Raw genomic sequence first — 25307 nt, forward strand, 5'->3', positions numbered from 1 at the left:
GGGCGGGCAATGAAAACAAGTATAGCCAGCGCCATAAAATGCTTTCGGCCGGGAATCGCACCGACATTGGTGGTGTTGGTGCTGCTGCCGTTGATGGTGGGCCTGGGGTTCTGGCAGTTGTCTCGCGGCCATGAAAAACAGCTGCTCGTGGACAGCTACGCCGAGCGGCGCGCGGCAGATCCGATCAGCAGCGTGCAACTAAGCGACATGGCTGACCCGGCCTTCCGCCGCGTTCGTCTGCGCGGCCAATTTGACGCCGAACACAGCGTATTCCTCGACAACCGCATGCGCGACGGCAAGGCCGGCGTAGAGCTGCTGCAACCCTTTCACGACCAGGCCAGTGGCCTGTGGCTGTTGCTTAATCGCGGTTGGCTGCCCTGGCCGGATCGGCGCACGCCGCCTGTGTTCACTACGCCCGATCAGCCGGTGAACCTTGATGCCTGGGTGTACATCGCCCCCGGCGAAACCTTCCAGTTGCACCCGGACCCCGCGACCGCGCAATGGCCACGCTTGCTGACGGCTTTGCACCCTGCAGCGCTCTGGGCCGAGTTGGGTCGCAACGGTTTCGCCTATGAGTTGCGGGCCGAAGCCGGCCCCGGCACCTATGAAACCACCTGGCCGATCGTCGCCATGGGCCCGGAAAAACATCTGGCGTATGCCGTGCAGTGGTTCGCCATGTCGCTGGCGTTGCTGGCGCTTTATCTCTACCTCGGATGGCACAACAAAAAGGAGAAGCCCCATGGGAGCGGCCACGAATCCACTCAACATGTCTGAAGCACCGGACCGGCGCAAAGGTCGCTGGCAGTTGATCCTGATCCTGATGATGGTGATCGGCCCGATGGCGCTGGCCACCTTTATGTACAAGCTGCAGTTCTGGGTGCCGGAAAGCCGCAGCTACCACGGCGAGATGATCGGCAATGGCCAGACCCGCGCCGATATTGGCGTACAGGCCGACGAGCAGCGCTGGCAACTGCTGGTGACCGCGCCCACTGCCTGCGCGGCGGATTGCCAGCAACTGGTGTACCTCGCACGCCAACTGCAAATCAGCCTGGGCCGGGATGCCTCCCGCGCCAGCCATGCCTTGGCCAGCGCGCAGCCGGTGAGCGCGGAGTATGAAGCCAAGCTGAACGTTGAATACCCGCAACTGCAACGCTACCCGCTGGACCTGTCGACCTTCAGCAAAGACGCCGCGGCGCCGGGTGACGCGCAGCTGTGGATCGTCGATCCCCACGGCAACCTGGTGTTGCGTTACGACGCCAAGGTCAAGGGCAAGGATTTGCTCAACGACCTGCGCCACCTGCTGAAACTGTCGAACATCGGATAAGGGCATCGTCATGGCCAAACCTGGATTTCGCCTCGCGTTGTTTGCCACCTTGCTGGCGCTGATCGTCGTGCTGCTCGGCGCCTATACGCGGCTGACCCACGCCGGCCTGGGTTGCCCGGATTGGCCGGGCTGCTACGGCTTCATCAGCGTGCCCAAGACCGAAGCCCAGTTGGCTCATGCCGAGCTGCATTTCCCCGATACGCCGGTGGAGGCCGACAAGGGCTGGGCCGAGATGACCCATCGTTATTTCGCCGGCACCCTGGGCTTGTTGATCGTGTTGCTGGCCGCGCGTTCGTGGAGCCATCGGCGCGATCCGGGCCAGCCGGTCAAGCTGCCGCTGTTCCTGCTGGCGGTGGTCTTCGCCCAGGCGGCGTTTGGCATGTGGACGGTGACATTGAAGTTATGGCCGCAGGTGGTGACGGGGCATCTATTGGGCGGCTTTGCGACCTTGAGCCTGCTGTTTCTGCTGACCTTGCGCTTGTCCGGCGTATTGCCCGCGTTGATCGTGCCCAAGCGCCTGCAATATTGGGCGACGGCGGGCCTGGTGCTGGTGATCGGCCAGATCGCGCTGGGGGGCTGGGTCAGTTCCAACTACGCGGCGGTGGCCTGTATCGATCTGCCGACATGCCATGGCGAATGGTGGCCGGCGGCAGATTTCGCCAATGGCTTTCATCTGACCCAGCACATCGGGCCCAATTACTTGGGCGGGCAACTGGACAGCGAGGCGCGCACGGCCATCCACCTGACCCACCGCATTGGCGCCGTCATCGTCAGCCTGGTGCTGCTGGGCCTGGCCTGGCAACTGCGTGCAGTGGGCATGACGCGCTTGGCCGGCTTGCTGCTGATCGCCCTAGCGGCGCAAATCTGTCTGGGCCTGAGCAATGTGTATTTCCACTTGCCGCTGCCGGTGGCGGTCGGGCACAACGCTGGCGGCGCGGCCTTGTTGCTGACGCTGGTGCTCGTCAACTATCACGCCCGTACCAGTCTGGTCCGGGTACGCAACCAGTTGCCGTTCGGCTGGCGTTTTATCCCACGCAAACACGTATCGGGCCTCATCACCCTTAAAGGAGAGATGCCATGGCGACCTTGATCGGCGCGCGTCACAGCCAGGCGATCTGGCGTGACTACCTGGAGCTGACCAAGCCGAAAGTGGTGGTGTTGATGCTCATCACCTCCTTGGTAGGGATGTTCCTGGCAACCCGTGCGGGCGTGCCATGGACGGTGCTGGTGTTCGGCAACCTGGGGATAGCCCTGTGTGCGGGCGGCGCGGCGGCGGTGAATCACGTGGTGGACCGACGGATCGATGCCGTAATGGCTCGCACCCACAAGCGGCCGTTGGCAGAGGGGCGTGTATCGCCGCTGGCGGCGCTGGCCTTTGCATTGTTTCTGGCTGTTGCGGGATTGGCGCTGCTGTTGGCGTTCACCAACCCGCTGGCGGCCTGGCTGACCTTGGCTTCGCTGCTCGGCTACGCCGTGATCTATACCGGTTTTCTCAAGCGGGCGACGCCGCAGAATATCGTCATTGGCGGCCTGGCCGGCGCGGCGCCGCCGCTGTTGGGATGGGTGGCCGTCACCGGGCATGTCAGCGCAGAGCCCTTGTTGCTGGTGCTGATCATCTTCGCCTGGACCCCGCCGCACTTCTGGGCCCTGGCCATTCACCGCAAGGAGGAATACGCCAAGGCCGACATTCCGATGCTGCCGGTGACTCACGGCGAGCATTACACCAAGGTGCATATCCTGCTCTACACCTTCGCCCTGCTGGCGGTGAGCCTGATGCCCTATGTGATCCACATGAGCGGCCTGCTCTACCTGGTGTGTGCACTGGTATTGGGCGGGCGCTTTCTGCAATGGGCCTGGGTGTTGTACCGTGGCGGTCGGCCGCACGCGGCGATCAACACCTTCAAGTACTCTATCTGGTACTTGCTGCTGCTGTTTATCGCGCTGCTCCTCGACCACTACCTACTGTTGAACCTATGACTCGAACTCAAAAAACTGTCTTCATCCTGGTGGCCCTGGTGGCATTGATCATGGGCCTGACCGTCAACAAAGTGCTCTCGGGCAAAGGCCAGGGCGATCCCACCGCCTTGATCGACGCCGGTATCATCCTGTTGCCGCAAAGCCGTCAGTTGCCGCCGGTGACCATGACCAATCAGGAAGGCCAGCCGGTGGTGGTCAACGAATTGAAAGGCAAGTGGAGCCTGTTGTTCTTCGGCTACACCTTCTGCCCGGACATCTGCCCGACCACCCTCGCCCAGCTGCGCCAGATCAAGAGCGAATTGCCCAAGGAGGTTGTGGATAAGTTGCAGGTGATCTTGGTCAGCGTCGATCCGCATCGCGACACGCCGACACAGCTCAAGCAGTACCTGGGTTACTTCGATCCGCAGTTTGTCGGGTTGACCGGTGCCAATGTCGAGGAGGTGCAGAAGGTGTCGAATGCGGTGAGCATTCCGTTCATTCCGGCCGATACCAGCAAACCCAACTACACCGTTGACCACAGTGGCAACCTGGCGCTGATCGGGCCGGATGGGACTCAGAGAGGGTTCATCCGTGCGCCGTTGAACAACCAGAAGCTGGTGGCGCAGTTGCCTGCATTGTTACAGCGCCCATAAACAAAACCCCCATTCGACCGGGTCGGATGGGGGTTTTGTTGTTTCAGCGGTGGATCAGAACGCCGGCTTGATCGCGCCTTTGTACTTCTCTTCGATGAACTTCTTCACTTCAGGCGTGTGCAGGGCTGCAACCAGCTTCTTCACGGCGTCCGAGTCTTTGTTGTCTTCGCGGGTCACCAGGATGTTCACGTAAGGCGAGTCGCTGCCTTCGATGACCAGCGCATCCTTGGACGGGTCCAGCTTGGCTTCCAGCGCGTAGTTGGTGTTGATCAGCGCCAGGTCGACCTGGGTCAGCACGCGCGGCAGGGTGGCGGCTTCCAGTTCGCGGAATTTCAGGCTTTTAGGGTTGGCGGTGATGTCCTTGATGGTCGACAGGATGTTGGTCGGGTCCTTCAGGGTGATCAGGCCGTTCTTGGCCAGCAGCAACAGGGCGCGGCCGCCGTTGGTGGCATCGTTCGGGATGACCACGTTGGCGCCGCTTGGCAGCTCGTCCAGCTTCTTGTACTTGCTGGAGTAGGCGCCCAGAGGTTCCAGGTGCACAGCGCCAACGCTCACCAGGTGAGTGCCCTTGGCCTTGTTGAACTCATCCAGGTACGGCTGGTGCTGGAAGAAGTTGGCGTCCAAGCGCTTTTCAGCGACTTGTACGTTCGGCTGCACGTAGTCGGTGAAGACTTTGACCTGCAGGTCTACGCCTTCTTTGGCGAGGGCAGGTTTCACGAATTCCAGGATTTCCGCATGAGGCACCGGCGAAGCAGCGACCGTGATGGTCTCGGCGTGGGCGGAAAACGCGGCAACGGCGGCGAAAGCAACCAGTAGTTTTTTCATCCAACAAGCTCCTTGTTCGGGCATGTACCGGCGCGCGGCCGGCAATGGCCGTTATTTTCGAGAAAAGTGCACCACCAGCTTGTCGCCGACGGTTTGCAGAATTTGCACCAGGATCAGCAGCATCACCACGGTGACCACCATCACATCGGTCTGGAAACGCTGGTAACCGAAACGGATCGCCAGGTCACCCAGGCCACCGGCACCGACCACACCGGCCATCGCCGTGTAGGACACCAGTGTAATCGCCGTCACCGTAATCGCCGCGAAAATGCCAGGACGGGCTTCGGGCAGCAAGGCGTTGGTAATGATCTGGCGCGTGCTGGCGCCCATGGACTGGGTGGCCTCGATGATGCCGCGGTCCACTTCACGCAGGGCGGTTTCCACCAGGCGCGCGAAGAACGGCGTTGCCCCCACGACCAGCGGCGGAATTGCACCCGCTACGCCCAGCGAAGTGCCGGTGATCAGGACGGTGAACGGGATCATCACGATCAACAGGATGATGAACGGCAGCGAACGCAGGATGTTCACGATCAGCGACAGCAGCGCGTACAGGCCTTTCTGTTCGAACAGTTGGCGCGGGCTGGTCAGGAACAACAGCACGCCCAGCGGCAGGCCGAGCACCACGGTGAAGAACAGCGAGCCGAACAGCATGGTCATGGTGTCGCCGGTGGCGAGCCAGATTTCCGACCAGTCAATATTGGCGAAGAAACTCAACAGGACGTCCATTAGCGCAGGATCTCCATGTGGACGTCAGCGGCGGTGAAGCGCGCAAACGCGGCTTCCATGTCGCCACCGGTGACGGCGAGGGTCAATTGCCCGTAAGGGATGTCTTTGATGCGGTCGATACGACCGGCGAGGATGCTGTAGTCCACACCCGTTTCGCGAGCGACGGTGCCCAGCAACGGCGCGTAAGTCGCTTCGCCCTGGAATGTCAGGCGCACGATGCGGCCTGGCACATGGGCAAAGTCGTCGCGTTGCTCGTTTTCGTCGACCTGCTCGGACTCTTGCACGAAGCGCTTGGTGGTCGGGTGCTTGGGATGCAGGAACACATCGGCCACCGAGCCTTGCTCGACGATCACGCCCGCGTCCATTACGGCCACCTGGTCGCAGACGCGGCGGATCACGTCCATTTCATGGGTGATCAACACGATGGTCAGCTTCAACTCGCGGTTGATCTCGGCCAGCAGTTGCAGCACCGAGGCGGTGGTCTGCGGGTCAAGGGCGCTGGTGGCTTCGTCGCACAGCAGGATCTTCGGCTTAGTCGCCAGGGCGCGGGCGATGCCGACGCGTTGTTTCTGGCCACCGGACAATTGCGCCGGGTATTTCTTGGCGTGGTCCGACAGGCCCACGCGCGCCAGCAACTCCGCGACGCGCAAGTCGATGTCCTTGCGCGACAATTCGCCGGCCAGGGTCAGTGGCAATGCCACGTTGTCGGCGACGGTCTTGGACGCCAGCAGGTTGAAGTGCTGGAAGATCATCCCGACCTGCTGGCGGAAACGGCGTAGGCCGTTGGCGTCCAGGGCGGTGACTTCTTCGCCGTCCACCGTGATCTGGCCGCCACTCGGTTCTTCGAGGCGGTTGATCAAGCGCAGCAGTGTACTTTTGCCCGCGCCGGAATGACCGATCAGACCAAACACCTGGCCGTTCTCGACGGTCAGGCTGGTGGGGTGCAGCGCGGGAATATCCCTACCGGCGACGCGGTAGGTTTTATGGACATTTTGAAACTCGATCACGTAGCGAACCTTGTGGGGCGCATGGAAAAGGGATCAGCGGTTAGCCGGGCGCGCATTTTAGCCTGTCCGTATAGCGTTTCTTAGCATTTATTTCGCATTCATCCAGCGATTTGGCAATAACGCGATCAAAGGTCATAAAAAAGGAACGGCCCAAAACCCCATCAGTCACTACTTAAGCAATGCGATTCCCGGGTGCCGTGCCTGGGTCTGAATAAGGAGTTTTGACTGATGAGTACGAAAAAGCCAAAGAGCGAACTCGCCGGAACCGACACCCTGGACCGTAAGAACACCAATGCCAAGCTGGAGGCCTTGGAAGAATTCCGCTCTGACGCGACTGGCCAGGCCCTGCGTACCAACCAGGGTGTAAAGATTTCCGACAACCAGAACAGCTTGAAGGTCGGCGCGCGCGGGCCTTCGCTGCTCGAAGATTTCATCATGCGTGAAAAGATCACGCATTTTGACCATGAACGCATCCCGGAGCGCATCGTGCATGCGCGCGGCACCGGTGCCCATGGTTACTTCCAGACCTATGAGAACCATTCGGCGCTGACCAAGGCCGGTTTCTTGCGTGATCCTGGGCACAAAACCCCGGTGTTCCTGCGCTTTTCCACTGTGCAAGGCCCGCGTGGCTCCGGTGATACGGTACGCGACGTACGCGGTTTTGCCGTGAAGTTTTTCACCGACGAGGGCAACTTCGACCTGGTCGGCAACAACATGCCGGTGTTTTTCATTCAGGATGCGATCAAGTTTCCCGACTTTGTCCACGCGGTAAAACCCGAGCCCCACAACGAGATTCCTACAGGCGGTTCGGCCCACGATACCTTCTGGGACTTCGTGTCGCTGCAGCCGGAATCGGCGCATATGGTGATTTGGGCAATGTCCGACCGGGCGATTCCTAAAAGCCTACGGGCCATGCAGGGCTTTGGCGTCCATACCTTTCGCTTCATCAACGCTGAAGGGAAGTCCAGCTTCGTTAAATTCCACTGGCGCCCTACCGCCGGCACCTGCTCGCTGGTGTGGGACGAAGCGCAAAAACTCGCCGGTAAAGATACCGACTACCATCGCCGCGATCTCTGGGAAGCGATTGAGATGGGCGATTACCCCGAGTGGGAATTGGGCGTGCAGGTGATTCCCGAGGATAAGGAGCATGCGTTCGACTTCGACATCCTCGATCCGACCAAGCTGATCCCCGAAGAACTGGTGCCGATCACCCCGCTGGGCAAGATGGTGCTGAACCGCAACCCGGATAACTTCTTCGCCGAGGTCGAGCAGGTCGCGTTCTGTCCGGGCCATATTGTGCCGGGGATCGACTTCTCCAATGACCCGTTGCTGCAGGGCCGCCTGTTTTCTTACACCGATACGCAAATCAGTCGACTGGGTGGGCCGAACTTTCATGAGTTGCCGATCAACCGCTCGGTGGCGCCGTTCCATAACGGCCAGCGCGATGCCATGCACCGCACCACCATCGACAAAGGGCGTGCGGCGTACGAACCCAACTCCATCGATGGCGGCTGGCCCAAGGAAACCCCGCCTGCGGCGCAGGACGGTGGCTTCGAGTCGTACCATGAGCGCATCGACGCCCATAAGGTGCGTGAGCGTAGCGAGTCGTTCGGCGATCACTTCTCCCAGGCGCGGCTGTTTTTCCACAGCATGAGCAAGCATGAACAGGAACACATTATTGCGGCCTACAGCTTTGAGTTGGGCAAGGTGGAGCGTGAGTTCATTCGCGCGCGCCAGGTGAATGAGATCCTGGCGAATATCGACCTTGAACTGGCCAAGCGTGTGGCGCAAAACCTGGGCTTGCCGGTGCCGAAGAAAGGCACGGTGCCGGAGCGCAAGACGTCGCTGTCGCGCTCACCGGCCTTGAGCCAGGCGAACCTGTTGTCGGGCGACATCAAGACGCGCAAGGTGGCGATTCTCGCGGCTAACGGTGTGGATGGCGCGGCGATCGAGGCATTGAAGAAAGTGCTGAAGGCCGAAGGCGCCCACGCCAAATTGCTCGGGCCGACCTCGGCACCGGTCACCACGGCGGACGGCAAGAGTTTGCCGGTGGATGCGTCCATGGAGGGCTTGCCGTCCGTGGCGTTCGACGCGGTGTTTGTACCCGGCGGCGCCAAGTCGGTAAAGGCGTTGAGCGAGGACGGCGTGGCGCTGCACTACCTGCTGGAGGCGTACAAGCATCTGAAGGCGATTGCGGTGGTGGGCGAGGCCAAGCAGTTGCTGGACCTGTTGAAGCTGGAGGTAGATGCGGGGTTGATCGTCGGTGGGGATGCCAAGGCGTTGAAGGCGTTTGTGGCGGCGATTGCCCAGCATCGGGTCTGGGATCGGGAGCCTAAGGCTAAGGCGATTCCGGCTTAAGCGTTAAAAGGATCGCTCCCACTGGGTGGGAGCGATCATCTTTTCTTACTCCGCCTTGCGCGGAATCAGCACCACCTGCGCCGGGATCTTCTTCAAGATCTGCCGGTGAATCTTCAGGTCATACCCCGAATCAATTCGCTTCACCCGTTTGGTCAGCAATGTGGCCAACCACGGGTAATCCTGGGTGCGCGGCGCCTGGATGGTCACATCGCACTGGTAATTCACCACGTCGGTGGCGATCGCATCCAGCTGATGACGCAGTTCTTCAATATCGGTGAGGTTCAGCGCCACCGTGGTACTGGGCGCCGCCGGGTCGATGACCTTGGCGGCGGGCTTGGCTTCGGCGGCTTTCAGGGCGGCTTCGGCTTTATCCAACTCGGCCTTGCGGGCGTGGGTGATGGCGCTGTTGACGCCGCCGGTCAGTGCGGGCGCCTTGGGCATCAGGGCGCGGGCGCGGCTCAGGGCGGTGGCAGCGGCGTTGACGTCACCCTTTTGCAACACGATCTGGCTGCGCTGCAGGTAGGCTTCTGCCAATTGGCGCTGATAGTTTTCTAGCGCCGGGTCGTTGGGCGACTGGGCTTGCAGTGCCGCCAACTGGTCTTCGGCGGTGGCCAACTCGCTGCTGGCCAGGTTTTGTTCCAGCTGCGCGATGGCCGCAGCGCGTGCGTCCGGGGCCTCGGGGGCGGCGGGCGGTGTGCTTTGACAGGCGCCCAGCAGCAAGGAAAATGCGGCAAGGAGCAGATAACGGGAGGTGAACGGCTTCATTCCTGCGACTCTCTATTTGCGCAAAAAGCGAGCAAGTCTACACCCCTCGACGGGGCAGGACAAAACTCAGCAGAAACAGGGCGGCGGCCGTGACCACAATCGATGGCCCCGCCGGCGTGTCCTTGAACCAGGACAGCGCCAGGCCCCCGCACACCGCAAGCATCCCCAGCAGGCTGGCGCCGATCGCCATCTGCTCCGGCGAACGGGCATGGCGCTGGGCGGCGGCTGCGGGAATGATCAGCAGCGACGTGATCAACAATACGCCGACAATCTTCATCGCGACAGCAATCACCACGGCGATCAACAACATCAGGGCCATGCGCAGGCTCGGCACGGGCAAACCTTCCACCGTGGCCAGCTCTTCATGCACGGTGATTGCCAGCAACGGGCGCCACAAGGCCACCAGCAAGACCAGCACGGCTGCGCTGCCGCCGAGAATCCAGGCCAGGTCGGTGGTGCTGATTGCCAGCAGGTCGCCAAAGAGGTAGGCCATCAGGTCGATGCGCACTTCATGCATGAAGCTCAGCACCACCAGGCCCAGGGACAGCGTGCTGGGCGCCAGGATGCCCAGCAAGGTGTCGGAGGCCAGTGGCTGGCGTTGTTGCAGGGTCACCAGCAGCACCGCCAGTAACAGACAGCCCACGGTCACGGCGATAGTCGGGCTGACATCCAGCAAGAAGCCCATGGCCACGCCCAAGAGCGCGGCATGCGACAACGTATCGCCAAAATAGGCCATGCGCCGCCAGACCACGAACGAACCCAGTGGGCCCGCCACCAACGCCAAAGCCAAGCCTGCCAGCAGGGCGTAGAGCAGAAAATCAGCCATGCTTGCAGCTATCTCCATGAACGTGGGTATGAGGTGTGGCGGGATCGTCGACCACGGCGCCATGCAGGTCATGGGCGTGGTCGTGATGGTGGTGGTAGATCGCCAGGCTCTGGGCGTTCTTGCCGAACAGCTCGACGAAGGCCGGGTCGCCGCTGACCTGTTCCGGGTGGCCGGAGCAGCACACGTGACGGTTGAGGCACACCACCTGGTCGGTGGTGCTCATCACCAGATGCAAATCGTGGGACACCATCAGCACGCCGCAGCCATGGCGGTCGCGCAGGCGGGTGATCAGGCTGTACAGCTCGGCCTGACCGGCGACGTCGACGCCTTGCACGGGCTCATCCAGCACCAGCAGTTCCGGCTCGCGCAACAAGGCACGGGCCAGCAGCACGCGCTGCATTTCGCCGCCGGAGATGCTTTGCACCGGGCTGTCGATCACCTGTTCGGCGCCGACTTCCTTGAGCGCCGCTTGCGCACGGGCACGGTCCACGCCCGGCACCAGGCGCAGGAAGCGCAATACGGACAGTGGCAGGGTTGGATCCACGTGCAGCTTCTGCGGCATGTAGCCGACACGCAGCTTGGGCTTGCGCCATACACTGCCGGTGTCGGGCTTGAGCAGGCCGAGTACGGCGCGCACCAGGGTGGTCTTGCCGGCGCCGTTGGGGCCGATCAGGGTGACAATCTGCCCAGGCTCCACGCTTAGCGCGATGTTATCCAGCACGGCTTGCCCGGCGAACGTGACCCCGACCTGTTCCAGGCGGATTAACGCGTTGCTCATCAAGCCCCCTGGCAGCCCGCGCACAGGCCGACCACTTCGACCGTTTGCCCTTCGACCCGGAAACCAACGTCGGCAGAGCTCTTGATGATGGCGTCGCTGATGCTTTTTTGTTCAAGCTCGATGGCGGCGTGGCACTCGCGGCAGATCAGGAACTGGCCCTGGTGCGCATGTTCCGGGTGGCTGCAGCCGACAAAGGCGTTCAGCGAGGCGATGCGATGCACCAGGCCGTTTTCCAGCAGGAAATCCAGCGCGCGATACACGGTCGGCGGCGCAGCGCGGCGGCCATCCTGCTCGCTGAGCACGCCGAGGATGTCGTAGGCGCCCAGCGGCTTGTGGCTCTGCCACACCAACTCCAGCACGCGACGACGTAGGGCGGTCAGGCGCAGACCCTTCTGTGTGCACAGGGTATCGGCCTCCGACAGCGCGGTATGCACGCAGTGAGAGTGATCGTGGGGACGGCTGGCAAGCGGTGTTTTAGGCATGAGCGGCGACAGACATTTGATAGAGACGTTATTATGTTACCCGTTCCTACGCCATTGAGTGGTCATCGTGTCCCGACTTTTTCCCGTTTTTGTCGTATTTGTCACCAGTTTGTTCGTCGCGAGCGCCGCTCAGGCCGAGGTCAAGGTGCTGACCAGCATCAAACCGCTGCAGTTGATCGCCGCGGCCGTGCAGGACGGTGTTGCCGTTCCCGAGGTGTTATTGCCGCCGGGTGCGTCGCCGCATAACTATGCGCTGCGTCCATCCGACGTACGGCGCGTGCAGTCGGTGGACCTGCTGTACTGGATCGGCCCGGATATGGAAAGTTTCCTGCCGCGCGTGCTGAAAGGTCGTACGGCTGCGACAGTGGCAGTGCAGGACCTGCCAGGCATGAAGTTGCGTCGTTTTGCCGAAGATAGCCACTCGCACGCCGATGAAGCCGACGAACACGACCACGATCACCGCCCAGGCAGCCTGGATGCGCATCTGTGGCTGTCGACGGTGAACGCTCGGGTGATTGCGTCGCGCATGGCGGCTGACCTGGCTGCCGCCGACCCGGCCAATGCTGCGCGTTACCAGAGCAACGTGAAGGCCTTCAATGACCGCCTTGATGCCCTGGATGCTCGCCTGAAAGCCCGCCTGGCGCCGATTGATGGCAAACCTTACTTTGTGTTCCACGAAGCCTTCGATTACTTCGAAGACGCTTACGGCCTCAAGCACACCGGCGTGTTCAGCGTGGCTGCTGAGGTACAACCCGGCGCCCAGCATGTGGCGGCGATGCGTACGCGTTTGCAGGAAGTGGGCAAGACCTGCGTGTTCAGCGAGCCGCCGCTGCGTCCGCGTTTGGCTGAAACGCTGGTCTCCGGCTTGCCGGTGAAGCTGGCGGAGTTGGATGCGCTGGGTGGTTACACCCCGGCTACCGCTCAGGGTTATGAGCAGGTGTTGGAGAAGTTGGGCAATGATTTGGCGGGTTGCCTGGAGTCCTTGTAGAAGCCGGCAAGCCGGCTCCTGCAAAGGTTAGAGTGCGAAGGGCAGGTGCACGGTAACCTGCTGACGCTGCACCAACCGATGCTCGAACTCCGCCGGGTCATGGATCAACACGTCCTGCCCGGCGAACGATTCAGCCGCGATCAGGCGTGACAACCAGAACCGCACACAGGCCACGCGCAGCATCGTCGGCCATAACTCGGCTTCCTTGGCGGTAAACGGTCGCAGACCTGCATAGGCCCCCAGCAATGCCCGTGCGCGTTGCCCATCGATCACGCCATCCGCGTCCGAACACCAGTCATTCAGGGCGATTGCCACGTCGTACAGCATCGGACCTGAGCAGGCGTTGTAGAAGTCGATCAGCCCTGTAAGGTGCGTCCCTTCGAACATCGCGTTGTCGCGGAACAGGTCGGCGTGCACGTTGGCGCGTGGCAGCGCGAGGATCTCAGCCTTGTGGGCTGCGATCTCGGTCAGTGCATCCTGCAGCAGGCCTTGTTGTGCGTCGTTCAAGTGCGAAATCAACTGCCCGCCTTCGCTGAGCATCCAGTCCAGGCCGCGATCGGTCTTGCGCTCCAACACCTTTTCACCTTGGGTTGCCAGGTGCAGATGGCCCAGCAGATCACCGACCTGCGCGCAGTGCTGCGCGTTGGCATCCTTGATGTGCTTGCCGGCCAGGCGCGGTTGCAGCAGTGCGGGTTTGCCTTTCAGCTCGCGCAGAGCCACGCCGTCGGTGGTGCGCAGGGCGTAGGGCACGGGGAGGTCGGCGTCGTGGAGCACGTCGAGCAGTTCTATGAAGAACGGCATTTCCGCGACCGGGCCACGTTCGACCAGGGTCAGGACGAACTCGCCCTGCTCCAGGCTGATAAAGAAATTGGTGTTTTCACTACCGGCGGCAATCCCCTGGAAGTCGATCAGGCGGCCGAGGCCGTAAGGGGCGAGAAAGGTTTCCAGCTCGGGCCGAGCCAGGGGGGTGAACACAGACATGGTTAAAACTGCCAGTACGGGCGCCGCAATGCGCGGCGCCAATTTAAGTTAAGAAATCATTTCCATTCGAAAATCTTCCATGACGGGATCAGCATATCCGGCTGGTCAGAGCGGATGAAGTTCGCATCGGTTCCGTCGGCGCGCACCAGGAAGTACGGAGGCGCGCCCTTCGGCGTTACCTTGATCGCATACAGGAAGCCGTTTTGGCGGTACTCCTGGATGGTCTTGTCGCCTTCCGTGCGAATGGTCACTTCCGGATCGCCCCCAGGGGCGCTGTCTGCCGCCATGGCAGCCATCGGAGCGAGTGCAATCAAGCCGGTCAACAGCATGCGATTGAATGTACGCATGATAACCTTGTCCCTTTGTCGTCATTGGTCCGGCTATTCTAGCGCCTGACCCGCCGAAAAGGTTGATTCTGCTCATGAGCCAAGCACCCCTCGTCCTGGTGGACGGTTCTTCTTATCTGTACCGCGCCTTCCACGCGCTGCCACCGCTGACCACCTCCAAAGGCCTGCCCACCGGTGCGGTCAAGGGCGTGTTGAACATGCTCAAAAGCCTGCGCAAGCAGTATCCGGGCAGCCCGTTCGCGGTGGTGTTCGACGCCAAGGGTGGGACCTTTCGCGATGACATGTACGCCGAATACAAGGCCAACCGCCCGAGCATGCCCGATGACATGCGCCTGCAGATCGAGCCCCTGCACCAGAGCGTGATCGCCCTGGGTTTCCCATTGCTCTGCGTCGAAGGCGTCGAGGCCGATGACGTCATCGGCACCCTGGCCCGTAGCAGCGCGGCTGCCAACCGCCCGGTGGTGATCTCGACCGGTGACAAGGACATGGCGCAGCTGGTCGACGGGCACATTACCTTGGTCAACACCATGACCGGTAGCGCGATGGACATTGAGGGCGTAAAGGAGAAATTCGGCGTCGCACCGGAGCAGATCATCGACTACCTGGCGTTGATGGGCGATTCGTCCGACAACATTCCAGGCGTTCCGGGCATTGGTCCCAAGACGGCATCCGGCCTGCTCGTCGGCGTGAACGGCGGCATCAAAGAGCTCTATGAACAGTTGGATATCGTGCCGACCCTGCCTATCCGTGGCGCCAAAACCCTGCCGGCCAAGCTGGAAGAGCATCGCGAGAGTGCGTTTCTTTCCTACCAGTTGGCGACGATCAAGTGCGACGTACCGCTGGATGTCGGCCTGGATGACCTGCACCTGATCGAGCCGGATCGCGAGAAGCTGCTGGAGCTGTACTCGCTGTTGGAATTCAAGAGCTGGATTGACGAGATCCAGCGTGACGCCAAGCGTGTGGAGCTCAAGGCGGCGCCTGCTGTTGAGGAAGTGGTCGAGGCAGTAGCGCCAGCAGAGGCGAGCTACACCACGATTCTCGACCAGGCGACCTTCGACATCTGGTTGAAGAAGCTCAACGAGGCGAAGTTGATCGCCTTTGATACCGAAACCACCGGCATCGATGCCCAACAGGCGCAGTTGGTCGGTGTTTCCTTCGCCGTCCAGCCCCATGAAGCGGCCTACATCCCGCTGACCCACTCCTACATCGGCGCGCCGGAGCAGTTGGATCGCGACACCGTGCTGCTGGCCCTCAAGCCGCTGCTGGAAGACCCGAGCAAGCTCAAGGTCGGCCAGCATGCCAAGTTCGACATGAACATCCTCGCTAACTGTGCCATTGGTGGCGATCCGGCGAATGGCATTACCGTGCGCGGCATCGCCTTCGACACCATGCTTGAATCCTATGTGCTCAATTCCACCGCCACCCGCCACGACATGGACAGCCTGGCCAAGAAGTACCTGGACTACGACACCGTCGCTTTCCAGGACATCGCCGGCAAAGGCGCCAAGCAGCTGACGTTCGACCAGATCGCGCTGGAGCAGGCTGGCCCATATGCGGCGGAAGACGCCGATATCACCTTGCGCCTGCACCAGGCGCTGTTTGCGCAACTGGCGGCCATCCCGAGCCTGGCGAGTGTGCTCACGGAGATCGAAATCCCGTTGGTGCCGGTCTTGGCGCGTATCGAACGCCAGGGCGCGCTGGTCGACAAGGATCTGCTGGGCATCCAGAGCATCGAGCTGGGTAACAAGATGGTCGAGCTGGAGCGCCAGGCGTTCGAGATCGCCGGTGAGGAGTTCAACCTGGGCTCGCCCAAGCAACTCGGCGCGATCCTTTACGAGAAACTCGGCCTGCCGGTACTGAAGAAAACCGGCAAGGGCCAGGCCTCCACAGCCGAAGAAGTGCTGGCCAAGCTGGCTGAAGATGACTACCCACTGCCCAAGGTGCTGATGCAGTACCGCAGCATGAGCAAGTTGAAAAGCACCTACACCGATCGCCTGCCGGAGCAGATCAACCCGCGCACCGGGCGCATCCACACGTCCTATCACCAGGCGGTGGCGGCCACCGGGCGCTTGTCGTCCAGTGATCCGAACCTGCAGAACATCCCGGTGCGTACCGCCGAAGGGCGGCGCATTCGCCAGGCGTTCGTCGCGCCCAAGGGCTACAAAATGTTGGCGGCGGACTACTCGCAGATCGAACTGCGGATCATGGCGCACCTGTCCAAGGACGAAGGCCTGATGAACGCCTTCCGCGACAACCTGGACGTGCATACCGCCACGGCGGCAGAAGTGTTCAAGGTTGAACTGGGCGAGGTCACTTCGGATCAGCGTCGCAGCGCCAAGGCGATCAACTTCGGCCTGATCTACGGCATGGGCGCACAGAAGCTGGGCAAGGACATTGGCGTCGATACCAAGACGGCCAAGGCGTATATCGATGTGTATTTCGCCCGTTATCCCGGCGTGCGCGAATACATGGAGCGCACCCGTGCCCAGGCGGCTGATCAAGGTTATGTCGAGACCTTCTTCGGCCGTCGCCTGTACTTGCCGGACATCAACTCCAACAAGCCCCAGGAGCGCGCAGCGGCAGAGCGTACCGCGATCAACGCGCCGATGCAGGGCACGGCGGCGGATATCATCAAGAAGGCCATGGTGCGAGTGGATAACTGGCTGACTGAGTCAGGCCTGGATGCCAAGGTGATCCTGCAGGTGCACGATGAACTGGTGTTGGAGGTGCGTGAGGACCTGGTGGCGCAAGTCAGCGAGAAGATTCGCGAACACATGAGCGCTGCCGCACAGCTGGATGTACCGCTGCTGGTGGAAGTGGGCGTGGGCAACAACTGGGACGAAGCGCACTGAGTCCGGGACTCTGCCATCACCTTGCGTGGTGGCAGAGTGCTTTAGTGCGGAAATCGCCGTCGGTTATTTCAAATAGTTTTTCGAACCTGCCGGAACTTAACCCGTGAACTGCTACTCAGAGTTACTGAATGGGTGGTGAAGCCCTTCAATGCTCCTATGTTGTGTTAAGTGTTGGCAGATATCTGGACCCCGCCCTAGCGGTCCGGAACTTGAACCCCGAACTTCCCCTCCCCATAAGAAGTCCGGGGTTTTTTTTGCCTGCAGAAAAGTTACTCGGCCAGTTCCGCGCCCTTGTCGGCCAATTCCATCCAGCCTGCCAGCACGGTGTAGGCCTCTTCCAGGCCCATGCGTTTTGGTGCCGAGAACAGCTGGATGGTGATCGCGTCACCCCAACCTTTACGGATTTCGGACTGCACTTTGAGCAGGGTGTTCTTGGCTGCGCCGTAGGTCAGCTTGTCGGCCTTGGTCAGCAGGATATGCATCGGCATGCCGCTGGCGACGGCCCAGTCGAGCATCAACAGGTCGAAGTCGGTCATCGGATGGCGGATGTCCATCATCAGAATCAAACCCTTCAAACTCTCGCGGCCACCCAGGTAAGCCTCCAGGTGACGCTGCCAGTGCAGCTTCAACGGGATAGGGACTTTTGCGTATCCGTAGCCCGGCAGGTCGACCAGACGCCGATCATCGTCTAGCTTGAAGAAATTGAGGAGTTGCGTGCGGCCCGGGGTTTTCGAGGTGCGTGCCAGGCTGGCGTGGGTCAGGGTGTTCAACGCGCTGGACTTGCCGGCGTTGGAGCGACCGGCAAAGGCGACTTCAAAGCCCTCGTCATCGGGGCATTGGTCAACTTTGGCGGCGCTGAGCATGAACGTGGACTGTTGGCACAGACCGAGGATGGGATTCTTGAGTTGCATGAGATTTCCGATGTGGGCGGTGCCGAAAAAGGGTGCGGCAAGCGGTGTCGTTTCCGTTTCAGTAGCGCCAGTATATAATGCCGCAGATTTTGTGTGTGCTTTGTCCCAGCGAAGGATGAGGTTCACGGGAGCGATAGACCTTTATTGCGCATTAGAACGCAAAACGCTCTCAAACCCTGAAATGGTCGACGTATGACCAAGTGGTTGCTCGCTATCGGTGTCCTGGTCCCGCTTTACGGCGCTCAGGCTACACAGGATCCGGAAGCGGTGTACAACCGAGTTTGCGTGGCTTGCCATGCCGGCCAGTTGCCCAACGCCCCCAGACGGGGTGACCAGGCAGCCTGGGCGCCAAGACTGGCGCAGGGCATGGACACGCTGGTGCAACACGTGACCCAGGGTTTCAAGGCAATGCCGCCGCGTGGTTTGTGCATGGACTGCAGTACTGAGGATTACCAGGCCGTCATTCAGTTGATGGTGAGTAAACCCGGTAGATAACTCTTAAACCCCTTAGCCGTAGTTGGATTAGCTGATGAACAAACTGATCGTGAGTCTGCTGTTGACCTTGGGCATCACCGGTGTTGCCCATGCTGCAGGCGACGCTACAGCGGGCCAGGCGAAAGCCGCCGTGTGTGGTGCTTGCCATGGACCGGATGGTAACAGCCCGGCGCCGAACTTCCCCAAACTGGCCGGCCAGGGCGAGCGTTACCTGACCAAGCAGATGCAGGATATCAAGTCCGGCAAGCGCACGGTCCTGGAAATGACCGGCTTGTTGACCAACCTCAGCGATCAGGACCTGGCAGACATCGCGGCATATTTTGCCAGCCAGAAGGGCAGTGTGGGAGCTGCCGATCCGAAACTGGTGGCCCGTGGCGAGAAACTGTTCCGCGGCGGCGACCTGGAAAAAGGCCTGCCGGCCTGCACCGGTTGCCACTCGCCCAATGGCGCGGGCATCGCCGCCGCCGGCTTCCCGCACCTGAGCGGCCAGCACGCGACCTATATCGCCAAGCAGCTGACCGATTTCCGCAAGGAAGAGGCCGGGCGAGCCAACGATGGCGACGCGGCAATCATGCGTACCATCGCCCGTAAGCTGAGTGATGAAGACATTGCGGCGGTCTCCAGCTACATCCAGGGCCTGCACTGAGGTGCACGCAACGTTAACACTCGATTAATCCCGCGATGCAAGCATAAAAAGGGTGGCCCAGGCCGCCCTTTTTTGTGGCCGGTGCCGTTACACTAACGAACTCATGCCCGCGTAGACCTGTCACAACAAAGGTCGCGTGAGGCGACTTTATTTGTCCAGGAGTAAAGCATGCGTAATCTGATCCTCAGCGCCGCTCTCGTCACTGCCAGCCTCTTCGGCATGACCGCACAAGCTGCCGACGTGCCGCTTGAAGCCGGTAAAACCTACGTTGAATTGGCCAACCCGGTTCCGGTTTCGGAGCCAGGCAAGATCGAAGTGGTGGAGCTGTTCTGGTACGGCTGCCCGCATTGCTACGCCTTTGAGCCGACCATCAACCCATGGGTTGAGAAACTGCCCAAGGACGTCAACTTCAAACGCATCCCTGCCATGTTCGGCGGCCCATGGGATGCCCACGGCCAGCTGTTCCTGACTCTGGAAGCCATGGGTGTGGAGCACAAGGTCCACAACGCGGTATTCGACGCGATCCAGAAGCAAGGCAAGCGCCTGACCAAGCCAGACGAAATGGCTGACTTCGTGGCCACCCAAGGTGTCGACAAGGACAAGTTCCTGGCCACCTTCAACTCCTTCGCCATCCAGGGCCAGATCAAACAGGCTAAAGAACTGGCGCAGAAGTACGGCGTGCAAGGCGTTCCGACCATGATCGTCAACGGCAAATACCGTTTCGACCTGGGCACCTCCGGTGGTCCTGAGCAGACCCTCAATGTTGCCGACCAGCTGATCGCCAAAGAGCGCGCAGCCAAGTAAGGGGCCCGTCATGCGCCGCTGGGGTACCGAACGTGGGGTTGGCCTGCATGACCCGCAGGTCAACGAACATCACCTGGAATCCACGGGCCTGCCGGCAGACAGCCGCCTGCGCCTGCTGAGCTTCAATATCCAGGTGGGCATCAGTACCGAGAAGTACCGGCATTACCTCACCCGTGGCTGGCAGCACCTGCTGCCCCACAACGGGCGTGCCGGCAACCTGCAGAAGATCGGCAACCTGTTGAACGACTTCGACCTGGTTGCCCTGCAGGAAGCTGACGGCGGCAGCATGCGCTCCGGTTACATCAACCAGGTCGAACACCTGGCCCAGCTGGGTGCCTTTCCCTACTGGTACCAGCAACTCAATCGCAACCTCGGGCGCCTGGCGCAGCACAGCAATGGCGTGCTCAGCCGCTTGAAGCCCTCCGCCATCGAAGACCACCCGCTGCCAGGCCCCAAGGGCCGGGGCGCGATCCTTGTGCGGTTTGGCGAAGGCCCGGAAGCCTTGGTGGTAGTGATGATGCACCTGGCGCTGGGTGCCCGCACCCGCACCATGCAACTGGCCTACATCCGAGAGCTGATTGGCAATTACAAACATCAGGTGCTGATGGGGGACATGAACACCCACGCCAGCGATCTGCTGCAAAATTCTCCGTTGCGCGACCTCGGGCTACTGGCGCCGCAAGCCGAAGCCACGTTCCCCAGCTGGCGTCCGCAACGCTGTCTTGACCATATCCTGCTCAGTCCTACCCTCACACTCGAAAGTGTGCAGGTGCTGGCGCAGCCCATCTCCGATCACCTGCCGGTCGCGGTAGAGATTCGTCTGCCGGGTTCGCTCACGGCTGATGCATTGCCCGCGTTGAGTTCCGGCCCTCGCGGACCCCTTGCATGAGCGACGACGCCCAGCGCTGGAAAGAAAAATACCTTAAAAGCATCGAGCAACAAGAAAAGCTCGAACGCCGCTGGGCCGCCCGTCTCGACCTGCTGCGCCGTGGGCTGGTGCGCAGCACCCTGGCCGCTGAAGGCACTGACCGCGCCGTCGACCAATGCATGAAGGAAATGCGTGACGTTGTCCGCACCGATGATATGGACGCCGCCCTTGCCGGGTTGCTGCCGCGCCTGGAAAAGGCGGTGCTGGATTCGGAGCAGCGCCGTGAAACCCGGGTGGACCAGATCAGCACGGCGCTGACGTCCCTGGTCACGCAACTGCAAAAGCTGCCGCTACCGCGTGAGGTGGCCCGTCCGCTGAAGACGTTCGCCAAGCAGTTGGACGGCCGAGTCAGCCAAGCGCGCGAGATTCCCCTGCTGCTCAGCGAGTTGAGCGGCCTGCAAGGCCAGGCGCTGAGCAACCTGGAGCCGGACGGCGAAACCCCGCGTCCGGGGCCAGGGCTTTTGCAGCGCCTGTTTGGTGCCAAGGACGTCGCGAACGAGGCGGTGGAGAACGAGGCGCCGCCCCGCCCGGCTCCGCAGCCTGCGCCGGCTAAGCCGGTCGCTGCCGAGCCACCGCCGCCCGAGCAATCCGAGGAGCTGACGCAAGCGTTGCGCGCCTTTGCGCCGCAGCCTCAAGAAACGCTCGCCCCTGTCATTGAGCCGGTAGCGCCCGCCAGGTTGGCCGAGCCCTCCAGCGAAACCTTCGTCTACGAAGCCCCGCCTCAAGCCGCACCCCTTGAAACGCCTGTAGCGCGGGTCGAGCCCGAGCCTCAGGTTGAAGAGCCTGCACCGGAAAGCGCCCTCGCCGCCTTCATCGAAACGCCTGAGGTTCAGGTCGAAGCGCCGGATGAGACCGTCATCGGCAGTCTGTCGCTCCCTCCGGTACTGGAAGTCGAAGAGCCTGATCCCGACGAACTGCAAGCGGATGGCACCTATGCCTTGCCAGACTCCCCGGAGCCGTCCTACAGCTCGGTGGCCAAACACATCGAGGACACTTTGCTCGGCCTGCTGGATGAACTCTCGCTGCCCGAGCGCCACCGGCCTCAGGCCGAAGCCATGCGCGAGCGCCTGGCCCATGGCCTGAACTGGTACGAACTGCTGCCGATCCTGGATGACCTGGCGGTGTTGATGCTGGCGATCACCGACAGCGGCCAGCATGAGTTCGAGGCTTATCTCAAGCAGCTCAATGAGCGCCTTGAAGCCTTCCAGGGGCACTTGCAGGTCGCCAGCGAAGGTCACGCCGATAGCCGTTCCGCCGCCCGCGAGCTGGACACGCAGATCCGCGAACAGGTCGATGGCCTGCAAAGCAGCGTGCAGGAAGCCGCCGACCTGGACAGCCTCAAGCACGTGCTGGAAAGCCACCTTGAAGGCCTGCTAGGCACTATGGACGAGCACCAGCAGCAGCGTGACCTGCGCGAGCAGGAAACCGCGGCGCGACTGAAAGGCTTGGCCGAGCGTGTCGCCAATATGGAGCAGGAAGCCCAGGGCTACCGGGAGCACCTGGAGGTGCAGCGCCAGAAAGCCTTGATCGATCCGCTCACCGGGCTGCCCAACCGCGCAGCCTGGAGTGAACGCCTGGATCAGGAGGTCAACACCTGGCACCAGCGTGGCAACAACTTGTCGCTGGCGATGTTGGACCTGGATCATTTCAAACGTATCAACGATGGCTACGGCCACCTAGCGGGCGACAAGGTACTGAAGATCATCGCCAACGTGCTGCGCAAGCGTCTGCGCTCGACCGACTTTATCGCGCGCTTTGGTGGCGAAGAGTTTGTGTTGTTGATGCCGAACTCATCCCTGGCGGATGCGCTGGCGGCGGGCGAAGTGTTGCGCGCCGCGATCGAAGCGTGTCCGTTTCACTTCAAGGGCGAGCCGGTGACCATCACCGTTTCAATGGGTGTGGCGCAGTTCCAGCCGGGAGAGCGCAGTGACTTGGCGCTCAAACGTGCCGATGAAGCGCTGTACCGAGCCAAGGCGGCGGGACGGAACCAGGTGCAGGCCGCCTAAAAGATGTTCCATTTTGTAATTTGACGGTTGGGTCACAAAGGGTACGTTACACTGTTGCATTATCGTCTTCAGTGTAATGTCTTCCGCCATGAAATCCTTGTACTTCGCCTTTGTGTTTCTTCTGCTCGCAGGTTGCGCCAGCGGCCCGCGCCTGGACACCAGCCACCCTTCGGTGAATCACGACAACCGCGTGCAGTTCGTGGTCGTCCACTACACCTCCACCAACCTTGAACGCTCCCTGGCACTGCTCACCCACGGCCAGGTCAGCAGCCATTACCTGATCGGCGACGACGCCTCCGGCACCATCTACAAGCTGGTGGATGAGAGCCAGCGCGCCTGGCATGCCGGCGAAAGCGAATGGATGGGCCGTACCTGGCTCAACTCCAGCTCAATCGGCATCGAGATCGTGAATCCCGGCTACAAGGACACGCCGACCGGTCGCTTGTGGTACCCGTACTCCGAAGCGCAGGTTAAATCCCTGGTGGTGTTGCTCAAGGACATCAGCAAGCGCAATGGCATCGACCCCAAGAACATCATTGGCCACAGCGACATCGCACCGCTTCGCAAGTTGGACCCGGGCCCACTGTTCCCTTGGAAACGCCTGGCGGATGAAGGGTTGGGCGTGTGGCCGAATGCCCAGGCTGTTGCGCGGTTCCAGATGCAATACGCGGCGGAACTGCCAAGCATTACCTGGTTCCAGGAAGAGCTGGCCCGCCTGGGCTACCAGACGCCCCAGACCGGCGAGTTGGATGTCGCCACGCGGCATGTGATCGCGGCATTCCAGATGCATTTCCGGCCGTCGCTGTTTGACGGCACACCGGATGCGGAAAGTGCCGCAATCCTGCGCGCGCTGAACCGAACTTAAAGCGGCAACGCCATGTAGAACTGAGTGCCCTGCCCCGGCCGCGAATACACGCCCATGCGGCCGCCGTGCAGTTGCACGATCTCCTTGCACAGCGCCAGCCCCAGGCCGGCGCCGCCTTTCTTGCGGCCCACTTGGACGAACGGTTCGAAGATCCGTCCCTGCTGGCCATAGGCGATGCCTTCGCCGTTATCTTCCACACTGACAATCACTCGTTCGCCATGACGACGCGCCTGCAGGCGAATTTGCCCGCCAGCCGCCGTGTGGCGCAGGGCGTTGCCCAGCAGGTTGTCCAGAACCCGCTCAAGCTGTGCCTGGTCTGCATACAACCGAGGCAGGTCGGATTGCGTTTCTACCAGCAGTTCGATGTTCTGCGCTTTGGCCGGCTCCACGAAACGCGCACGGGCATGTTCCAGCAGGTCAGTCACATCGCACGGGCCCAAGGTGAGTTTCTGCAGGCCGTTCTGGTAGCGAGAGAAGTTGAGCAGGTCGTTGATCAACTGCATCAAGCGCTGCATTTCTTCATTGACTGTATCCAGCAGGTCCGCTTCACGAGACTCTGCCGGGAACTTCGCACGCTCGCGAAACAACCCGAAGGCCATGTGCATGCCGGTCACCGGCGTGCGCAGTTCATGGGAGGCGCGTAACACGAACTCGCTGCGCACCCGCTCGAAGGCGCGTTGTTCAGTGACGTCGTGCAGCACCATCACTGCGCCGAGGATATGCCCCTGGGTATGGCTGACCGGGGTCAGGCTGTAGGTCAGCAGACGCAGCTCGCCTTCGACCTCCACTTCCAGATCGTCCGGTGCCCGCTCCAGGTTACCGCCGCGCAGGACCAGTTGCAGTTGCTCGTCCAGCTCGGGGCGTACGAGTGCCTCTCCCAGACCTTGACCGAGGCGTTCCTCGTCCCAGCCCAATTGGCGCTGGGCCACAGGGTTGAGGTGTTCCAGGCGGCCTTGGCGGTCAATCATCAGCAGGCCATCGTCGATGCTGTCGAGTACGGCTTGCAGGCGCTGTTGACCGGCCAGCAGTTCATCGACATTAGTTGCCTGATGCTGGCGCAACGCTTCGGCCATGATGCCGAAGCGGCGGGTCAGCTGGTTCATTTCCGCTGCGGACGAGATCGGCAGTGTCACTTCGAAGTCGCCTTGGCCGATTTTGTCGGCAGCTTTGGCCAGCGCTTCGATGGGGCCGCCAAACCGTCGGGCGATACCATGCGCCGTGACAAACCCGATGATCAGCACGGCGAGCCCCACCAACCCCAGCAATCCGGCGATCAATAGCGCACGTTCGCGGGATTTGTGTTCGCTGTTGCTGATGTTCTCCAACGCCTGCTTGTGTTCGTTGATCAGGCCGTTGCGCAAGGTATTGAAGGTGTCGGTGAGTTTTTCCTTGGAGCCTGGAGGAGGTGTCGGTTGCTGGGATTCGTCAAAGGCGTCCAGCAGATCCTGATACTGGCCTCGGGCCTCACTGAAGCCACTCCCGCGATTGTCCCGCTGTTCATGGGCGATGCCCTGGTCGAGCAGGTCGAAGTAGCGTTGCTTGGACGCTTGCAGCGCCTCGGGGTCGGGGCGCTCCTCCAGCATCATGATCAATTGATCGCCCAGGCTCTGGCGCAGCTTGAGCCCAAGGTCCAGCGTAATGAAGTTGCTGCGAATCAGCGATTCCTGGGTCTTGGCCATTTGCATGACGCTGACCAGGCCCAGGATCAAACCCAACAGGGCGACGGTGATCAACGCTGAGATACTCAGGAACAGCCGAGTGCGCAGCTTCATCGCTAGCTTCAT

Annotated in this window: 25 protein-coding genes; 14 read left to right on the forward strand and 11 right to left on the reverse strand. The window is 61.4% G+C overall.

From position 1 onward, the window contains the following. Positions 1 to 9: 9 nt before the first annotated feature. The 5 genes from H096_RS14285 to H096_RS14305 are packed head-to-tail and all read left to right on the forward strand — an operon-like array spanning position 10 to position 3933. The gene (locus H096_RS14285; RefSeq protein ID WP_033899215.1) at positions 10 to 774 is read left to right on the forward strand and encodes an SURF1 family protein; all 765 of its coding nucleotides are present in this window, start codon (positions 10 to 12) and stop codon (positions 772 to 774) included. Then, positions 740 to 1324, forward strand: coding sequence for a hypothetical protein (locus H096_RS14290; RefSeq protein ID WP_033899216.1), 585 nt, complete (start codon positions 740 to 742; stop codon positions 1322 to 1324). The genes H096_RS14285 and H096_RS14290 overlap by 35 nt, the downstream gene beginning before the upstream one ends. Before the next feature lie 10 nt (positions 1325 to 1334). Then, entirely contained in the window at positions 1335 to 2414 is a 1080-nt protein-coding gene (locus tag H096_RS14295) for a COX15/CtaA family protein (RefSeq protein ID WP_033899218.1), read from the forward strand. Continuing rightward, a complete protein-coding gene (gene cyoE, locus H096_RS14300) occupies positions 2402 to 3301 on the forward strand; it encodes a heme o synthase (protein ID WP_033899221.1) in 900 nt (299 codons plus the stop codon). Before H096_RS14295 ends, cyoE begins: the two co-directional genes overlap by 13 nt. Then, on the forward strand, positions 3298 to 3933 hold the full coding sequence (locus tag H096_RS14305) for an SCO family protein (RefSeq protein ID WP_033899222.1): 636 nt from the start codon (positions 3298 to 3300) through the stop codon (positions 3931 to 3933). Before cyoE ends, H096_RS14305 begins: the two co-directional genes overlap by 4 nt. Positions 3934 to 3987: 54 nt before the next feature. On the opposite strand, the gene H096_RS14310 is transcribed toward H096_RS14305, so the two are convergent. The 3 genes from H096_RS14310 to H096_RS14320 are packed head-to-tail and all read right to left on the reverse strand — an operon-like array spanning position 3988 to position 6491. Further along, entirely contained in the window at positions 3988 to 4758 is a 771-nt protein-coding gene (locus H096_RS14310) for a MetQ/NlpA family ABC transporter substrate-binding protein (RefSeq protein ID WP_033899227.1), read from the reverse strand. A 51-nt stretch (positions 4759 to 4809) separates the two neighbouring features. Continuing rightward, positions 4810 to 5484, reverse strand: a complete 675-nt coding sequence (locus tag H096_RS14315) for a methionine ABC transporter permease (RefSeq protein ID WP_010207814.1) — start codon at positions 5482 to 5484, stop codon at positions 4810 to 4812. Then, the gene (locus H096_RS14320) at positions 5484 to 6491 is read right to left on the reverse strand and encodes a methionine ABC transporter ATP-binding protein (RefSeq protein ID WP_016978781.1); all 1008 of its coding nucleotides are present in this window, start codon (positions 6489 to 6491) and stop codon (positions 5484 to 5486) included. Before H096_RS14320 ends, H096_RS14315 begins: the two co-directional genes overlap by 1 nt. A gap of 228 nt (positions 6492 to 6719) precedes the next feature. Between H096_RS14320 and katE the strand changes: the two genes are divergently transcribed. Next, positions 6720 to 8849 (forward strand): catalase HPII, encoded by a 2130-nt coding sequence (gene katE, locus H096_RS14325; protein WP_033899231.1) that lies wholly within the window; start codon positions 6720 to 6722, stop codon positions 8847 to 8849. A gap of 45 nt (positions 8850 to 8894) precedes the next feature. Here the strand turns inward: katE and H096_RS14330 are convergent, their stop codons facing one another. From H096_RS14330 to H096_RS14345, 4 genes are read right to left on the reverse strand one after another with little or no spacing between them, the layout of a single operon-like run. Continuing rightward, positions 8895 to 9614, reverse strand: a complete 720-nt coding sequence (locus tag H096_RS14330) for a PA5502 family lipoprotein (RefSeq protein WP_033899234.1) — start codon at positions 9612 to 9614, stop codon at positions 8895 to 8897. Between the two features lie 37 nt (positions 9615 to 9651). Beyond that, the gene (znuB, locus tag H096_RS14335; protein ID WP_010207821.1) at positions 9652 to 10440 is read right to left on the reverse strand and encodes a zinc ABC transporter permease subunit ZnuB; all 789 of its coding nucleotides are present in this window, start codon (positions 10438 to 10440) and stop codon (positions 9652 to 9654) included. Continuing rightward, the gene (znuC, locus tag H096_RS14340; RefSeq protein ID WP_028618647.1) at positions 10433 to 11218 is read right to left on the reverse strand and encodes a zinc ABC transporter ATP-binding protein ZnuC; all 786 of its coding nucleotides are present in this window, start codon (positions 11216 to 11218) and stop codon (positions 10433 to 10435) included. The genes znuB and znuC overlap by 8 nt, the downstream gene beginning before the upstream one ends. Next, the gene (locus H096_RS14345; protein WP_177075911.1) at positions 11218 to 11712 is read right to left on the reverse strand and encodes a Fur family transcriptional regulator; all 495 of its coding nucleotides are present in this window, start codon (positions 11710 to 11712) and stop codon (positions 11218 to 11220) included. The genes znuC and H096_RS14345 overlap by 1 nt, the downstream gene beginning before the upstream one ends. 46 nt (positions 11713 to 11758) lie before the next feature. Between H096_RS14345 and znuA the strand changes: the two genes are divergently transcribed. Next, positions 11759 to 12688: a zinc ABC transporter substrate-binding protein ZnuA gene (gene znuA, locus H096_RS14350; RefSeq protein ID WP_033899240.1), complete on the forward strand. Its 930-nt coding sequence runs from the start codon at positions 11759 to 11761 to the stop codon at positions 12686 to 12688. 27 nt (positions 12689 to 12715) lie between these two features. Here the strand turns inward: znuA and H096_RS14355 are convergent, their stop codons facing one another. Continuing rightward, complete coding sequence (locus H096_RS14355) at positions 12716 to 13669, reverse strand: homoserine kinase (RefSeq protein ID WP_033899242.1); 954 nt, start codon at positions 13667 to 13669, stop codon at positions 12716 to 12718. 56 nt (positions 13670 to 13725) lie between these two features. Beyond that, entirely contained in the window at positions 13726 to 14016 is a 291-nt protein-coding gene (locus tag H096_RS14360; protein WP_033899245.1) for a DUF2782 domain-containing protein, read from the reverse strand. A gap of 74 nt (positions 14017 to 14090) precedes the next feature. Between H096_RS14360 and polA the strand changes: the two genes are divergently transcribed. Next, complete coding sequence (gene polA, locus H096_RS14365) at positions 14091 to 16868, forward strand: DNA polymerase I (RefSeq protein ID WP_033899249.1); 2778 nt, start codon at positions 14091 to 14093, stop codon at positions 16866 to 16868. Between the two features lie 269 nt (positions 16869 to 17137). On the opposite strand, the gene yihA is transcribed toward polA, so the two are convergent. Further along, entirely contained in the window at positions 17138 to 17779 is a 642-nt protein-coding gene (yihA, locus tag H096_RS14370; protein ID WP_010207832.1) for a ribosome biogenesis GTP-binding protein YihA/YsxC, read from the reverse strand. Positions 17780 to 17971: 192 nt separating this feature from the next. On the opposite strand from yihA, the gene H096_RS14375 reads away from it, so the two are divergent. From H096_RS14375 to H096_RS14400, 6 genes are all read left to right on the forward strand, one after another. Next, positions 17972 to 18274 carry a c-type cytochrome gene (locus tag H096_RS14375; protein ID WP_033899251.1) on the forward strand — a complete coding sequence of 101 codons (303 nt, stop codon included), beginning with the start codon at positions 17972 to 17974 and terminating at the stop codon, positions 18272 to 18274. A 34-nt stretch (positions 18275 to 18308) separates the two neighbouring features. Next, a complete protein-coding gene (locus H096_RS14380; RefSeq protein ID WP_016978792.1) occupies positions 18309 to 18920 on the forward strand; it encodes a cytochrome c4 in 612 nt (203 codons plus the stop codon). A 168-nt stretch (positions 18921 to 19088) separates the two neighbouring features. Beyond that, the gene (gene dsbA / locus H096_RS14385) at positions 19089 to 19724 is read left to right on the forward strand and encodes a thiol:disulfide interchange protein DsbA (RefSeq protein WP_033899253.1); all 636 of its coding nucleotides are present in this window, start codon (positions 19089 to 19091) and stop codon (positions 19722 to 19724) included. A 10-nt stretch (positions 19725 to 19734) separates the two neighbouring features. Next, positions 19735 to 20613 (forward strand): endonuclease/exonuclease/phosphatase family protein, encoded by an 879-nt coding sequence (locus tag H096_RS14390; protein WP_033899255.1) that lies wholly within the window; start codon positions 19735 to 19737, stop codon positions 20611 to 20613. Then, entirely contained in the window at positions 20610 to 22658 is a 2049-nt protein-coding gene (locus H096_RS14395; protein ID WP_033899256.1) for a GGDEF domain-containing protein, read from the forward strand. The genes H096_RS14390 and H096_RS14395 overlap by 4 nt, the downstream gene beginning before the upstream one ends. Positions 22659 to 22746: 88 nt before the next feature. Next, complete coding sequence (locus H096_RS14400) at positions 22747 to 23523, forward strand: N-acetylmuramoyl-L-alanine amidase (protein WP_033899258.1); 777 nt, start codon at positions 22747 to 22749, stop codon at positions 23521 to 23523. On the opposite strand, the gene H096_RS14405 is transcribed toward H096_RS14400, so the two are convergent. After that, a complete protein-coding gene (locus H096_RS14405) occupies positions 23520 to 25307 on the reverse strand; it encodes a KinB sensor domain-containing domain (RefSeq protein ID WP_033899261.1) in 1788 nt (595 codons plus the stop codon). The genes H096_RS14400 and H096_RS14405 overlap by 4 nt on opposite strands.

Source organism: Pseudomonas sp. FH1 (assembly GCF_000510895.2).
GTDB classification, from domain to species: Bacteria; Pseudomonadota; Gammaproteobacteria; order Pseudomonadales; family Pseudomonadaceae; genus Aquipseudomonas; species Aquipseudomonas azotoformans_A.

Coding starts and splice junctions, on each gene's coding strand:
- H096_RS14285 (WP_033899215.1), top strand. CDS start 10: ATGAAAACAAGTATAGCCAGCGCCATAAAATGCTTTCGGCCGGGAATC.
- H096_RS14290 (WP_033899216.1), top strand. CDS start 740: ATGGGAGCGGCCACGAATCCACTCAACATGTCTGAAGCACCGGACCGG.
- H096_RS14295 (WP_033899218.1), top strand. CDS start 1,335: ATGGCCAAACCTGGATTTCGCCTCGCGTTGTTTGCCACCTTGCTGGCG.
- cyoE (WP_033899221.1), top strand. CDS start 2,402: ATGGCGACCTTGATCGGCGCGCGTCACAGCCAGGCGATCTGGCGTGAC.
- H096_RS14305 (WP_033899222.1), top strand. CDS start 3,298: ATGACTCGAACTCAAAAAACTGTCTTCATCCTGGTGGCCCTGGTGGCA.
- H096_RS14310 (WP_033899227.1), bottom strand. CDS start 4,758: ATGAAAAAACTACTGGTTGCTTTCGCCGCCGTTGCCGCGTTTTCCGCC.
- H096_RS14315 (WP_010207814.1), bottom strand. CDS start 5,484: ATGGACGTCCTGTTGAGTTTCTTCGCCAATATTGACTGGTCGGAAATC.
- katE (WP_033899231.1), top strand. CDS start 6,720: ATGAGTACGAAAAAGCCAAAGAGCGAACTCGCCGGAACCGACACCCTG.
- H096_RS14330 (WP_033899234.1), bottom strand. CDS start 9,614: ATGAAGCCGTTCACCTCCCGTTATCTGCTCCTTGCCGCATTTTCCTTG.
- znuB (WP_010207821.1), bottom strand. CDS start 10,440: ATGGCTGATTTTCTGCTCTACGCCCTGCTGGCAGGCTTGGCTTTGGCG.
- znuC (WP_028618647.1), bottom strand. CDS start 11,218: ATGAGCAACGCGTTAATCCGCCTGGAACAGGTCGGGGTCACGTTCGCC.
- H096_RS14355 (WP_033899242.1), bottom strand. CDS start 13,669: ATGTCTGTGTTCACCCCCCTGGCTCGGCCCGAGCTGGAAACCTTTCTC.
- H096_RS14360 (WP_033899245.1), bottom strand. CDS start 14,016: ATGCGTACATTCAATCGCATGCTGTTGACCGGCTTGATTGCACTCGCT.
- polA (WP_033899249.1), top strand. CDS start 14,091: ATGAGCCAAGCACCCCTCGTCCTGGTGGACGGTTCTTCTTATCTGTAC.
- yihA (WP_010207832.1), bottom strand. CDS start 17,779: ATGCAACTCAAGAATCCCATCCTCGGTCTGTGCCAACAGTCCACGTTC.
- H096_RS14375 (WP_033899251.1), top strand. CDS start 17,972: ATGACCAAGTGGTTGCTCGCTATCGGTGTCCTGGTCCCGCTTTACGGC.
- H096_RS14380 (WP_016978792.1), top strand. CDS start 18,309: ATGAACAAACTGATCGTGAGTCTGCTGTTGACCTTGGGCATCACCGGT.
- dsbA (WP_033899253.1), top strand. CDS start 19,089: ATGCGTAATCTGATCCTCAGCGCCGCTCTCGTCACTGCCAGCCTCTTC.
- H096_RS14390 (WP_033899255.1), top strand. CDS start 19,735: ATGCGCCGCTGGGGTACCGAACGTGGGGTTGGCCTGCATGACCCGCAG.
- H096_RS14395 (WP_033899256.1), top strand. CDS start 20,610: ATGAGCGACGACGCCCAGCGCTGGAAAGAAAAATACCTTAAAAGCATC.
- H096_RS14400 (WP_033899258.1), top strand. CDS start 22,747: ATGAAATCCTTGTACTTCGCCTTTGTGTTTCTTCTGCTCGCAGGTTGC.
- H096_RS14405 (WP_033899261.1), bottom strand. CDS start 25,307: ATGAAGCTAGCGATGAAGCTGCGCACTCGGCTGTTCCTGAGTATCTCA.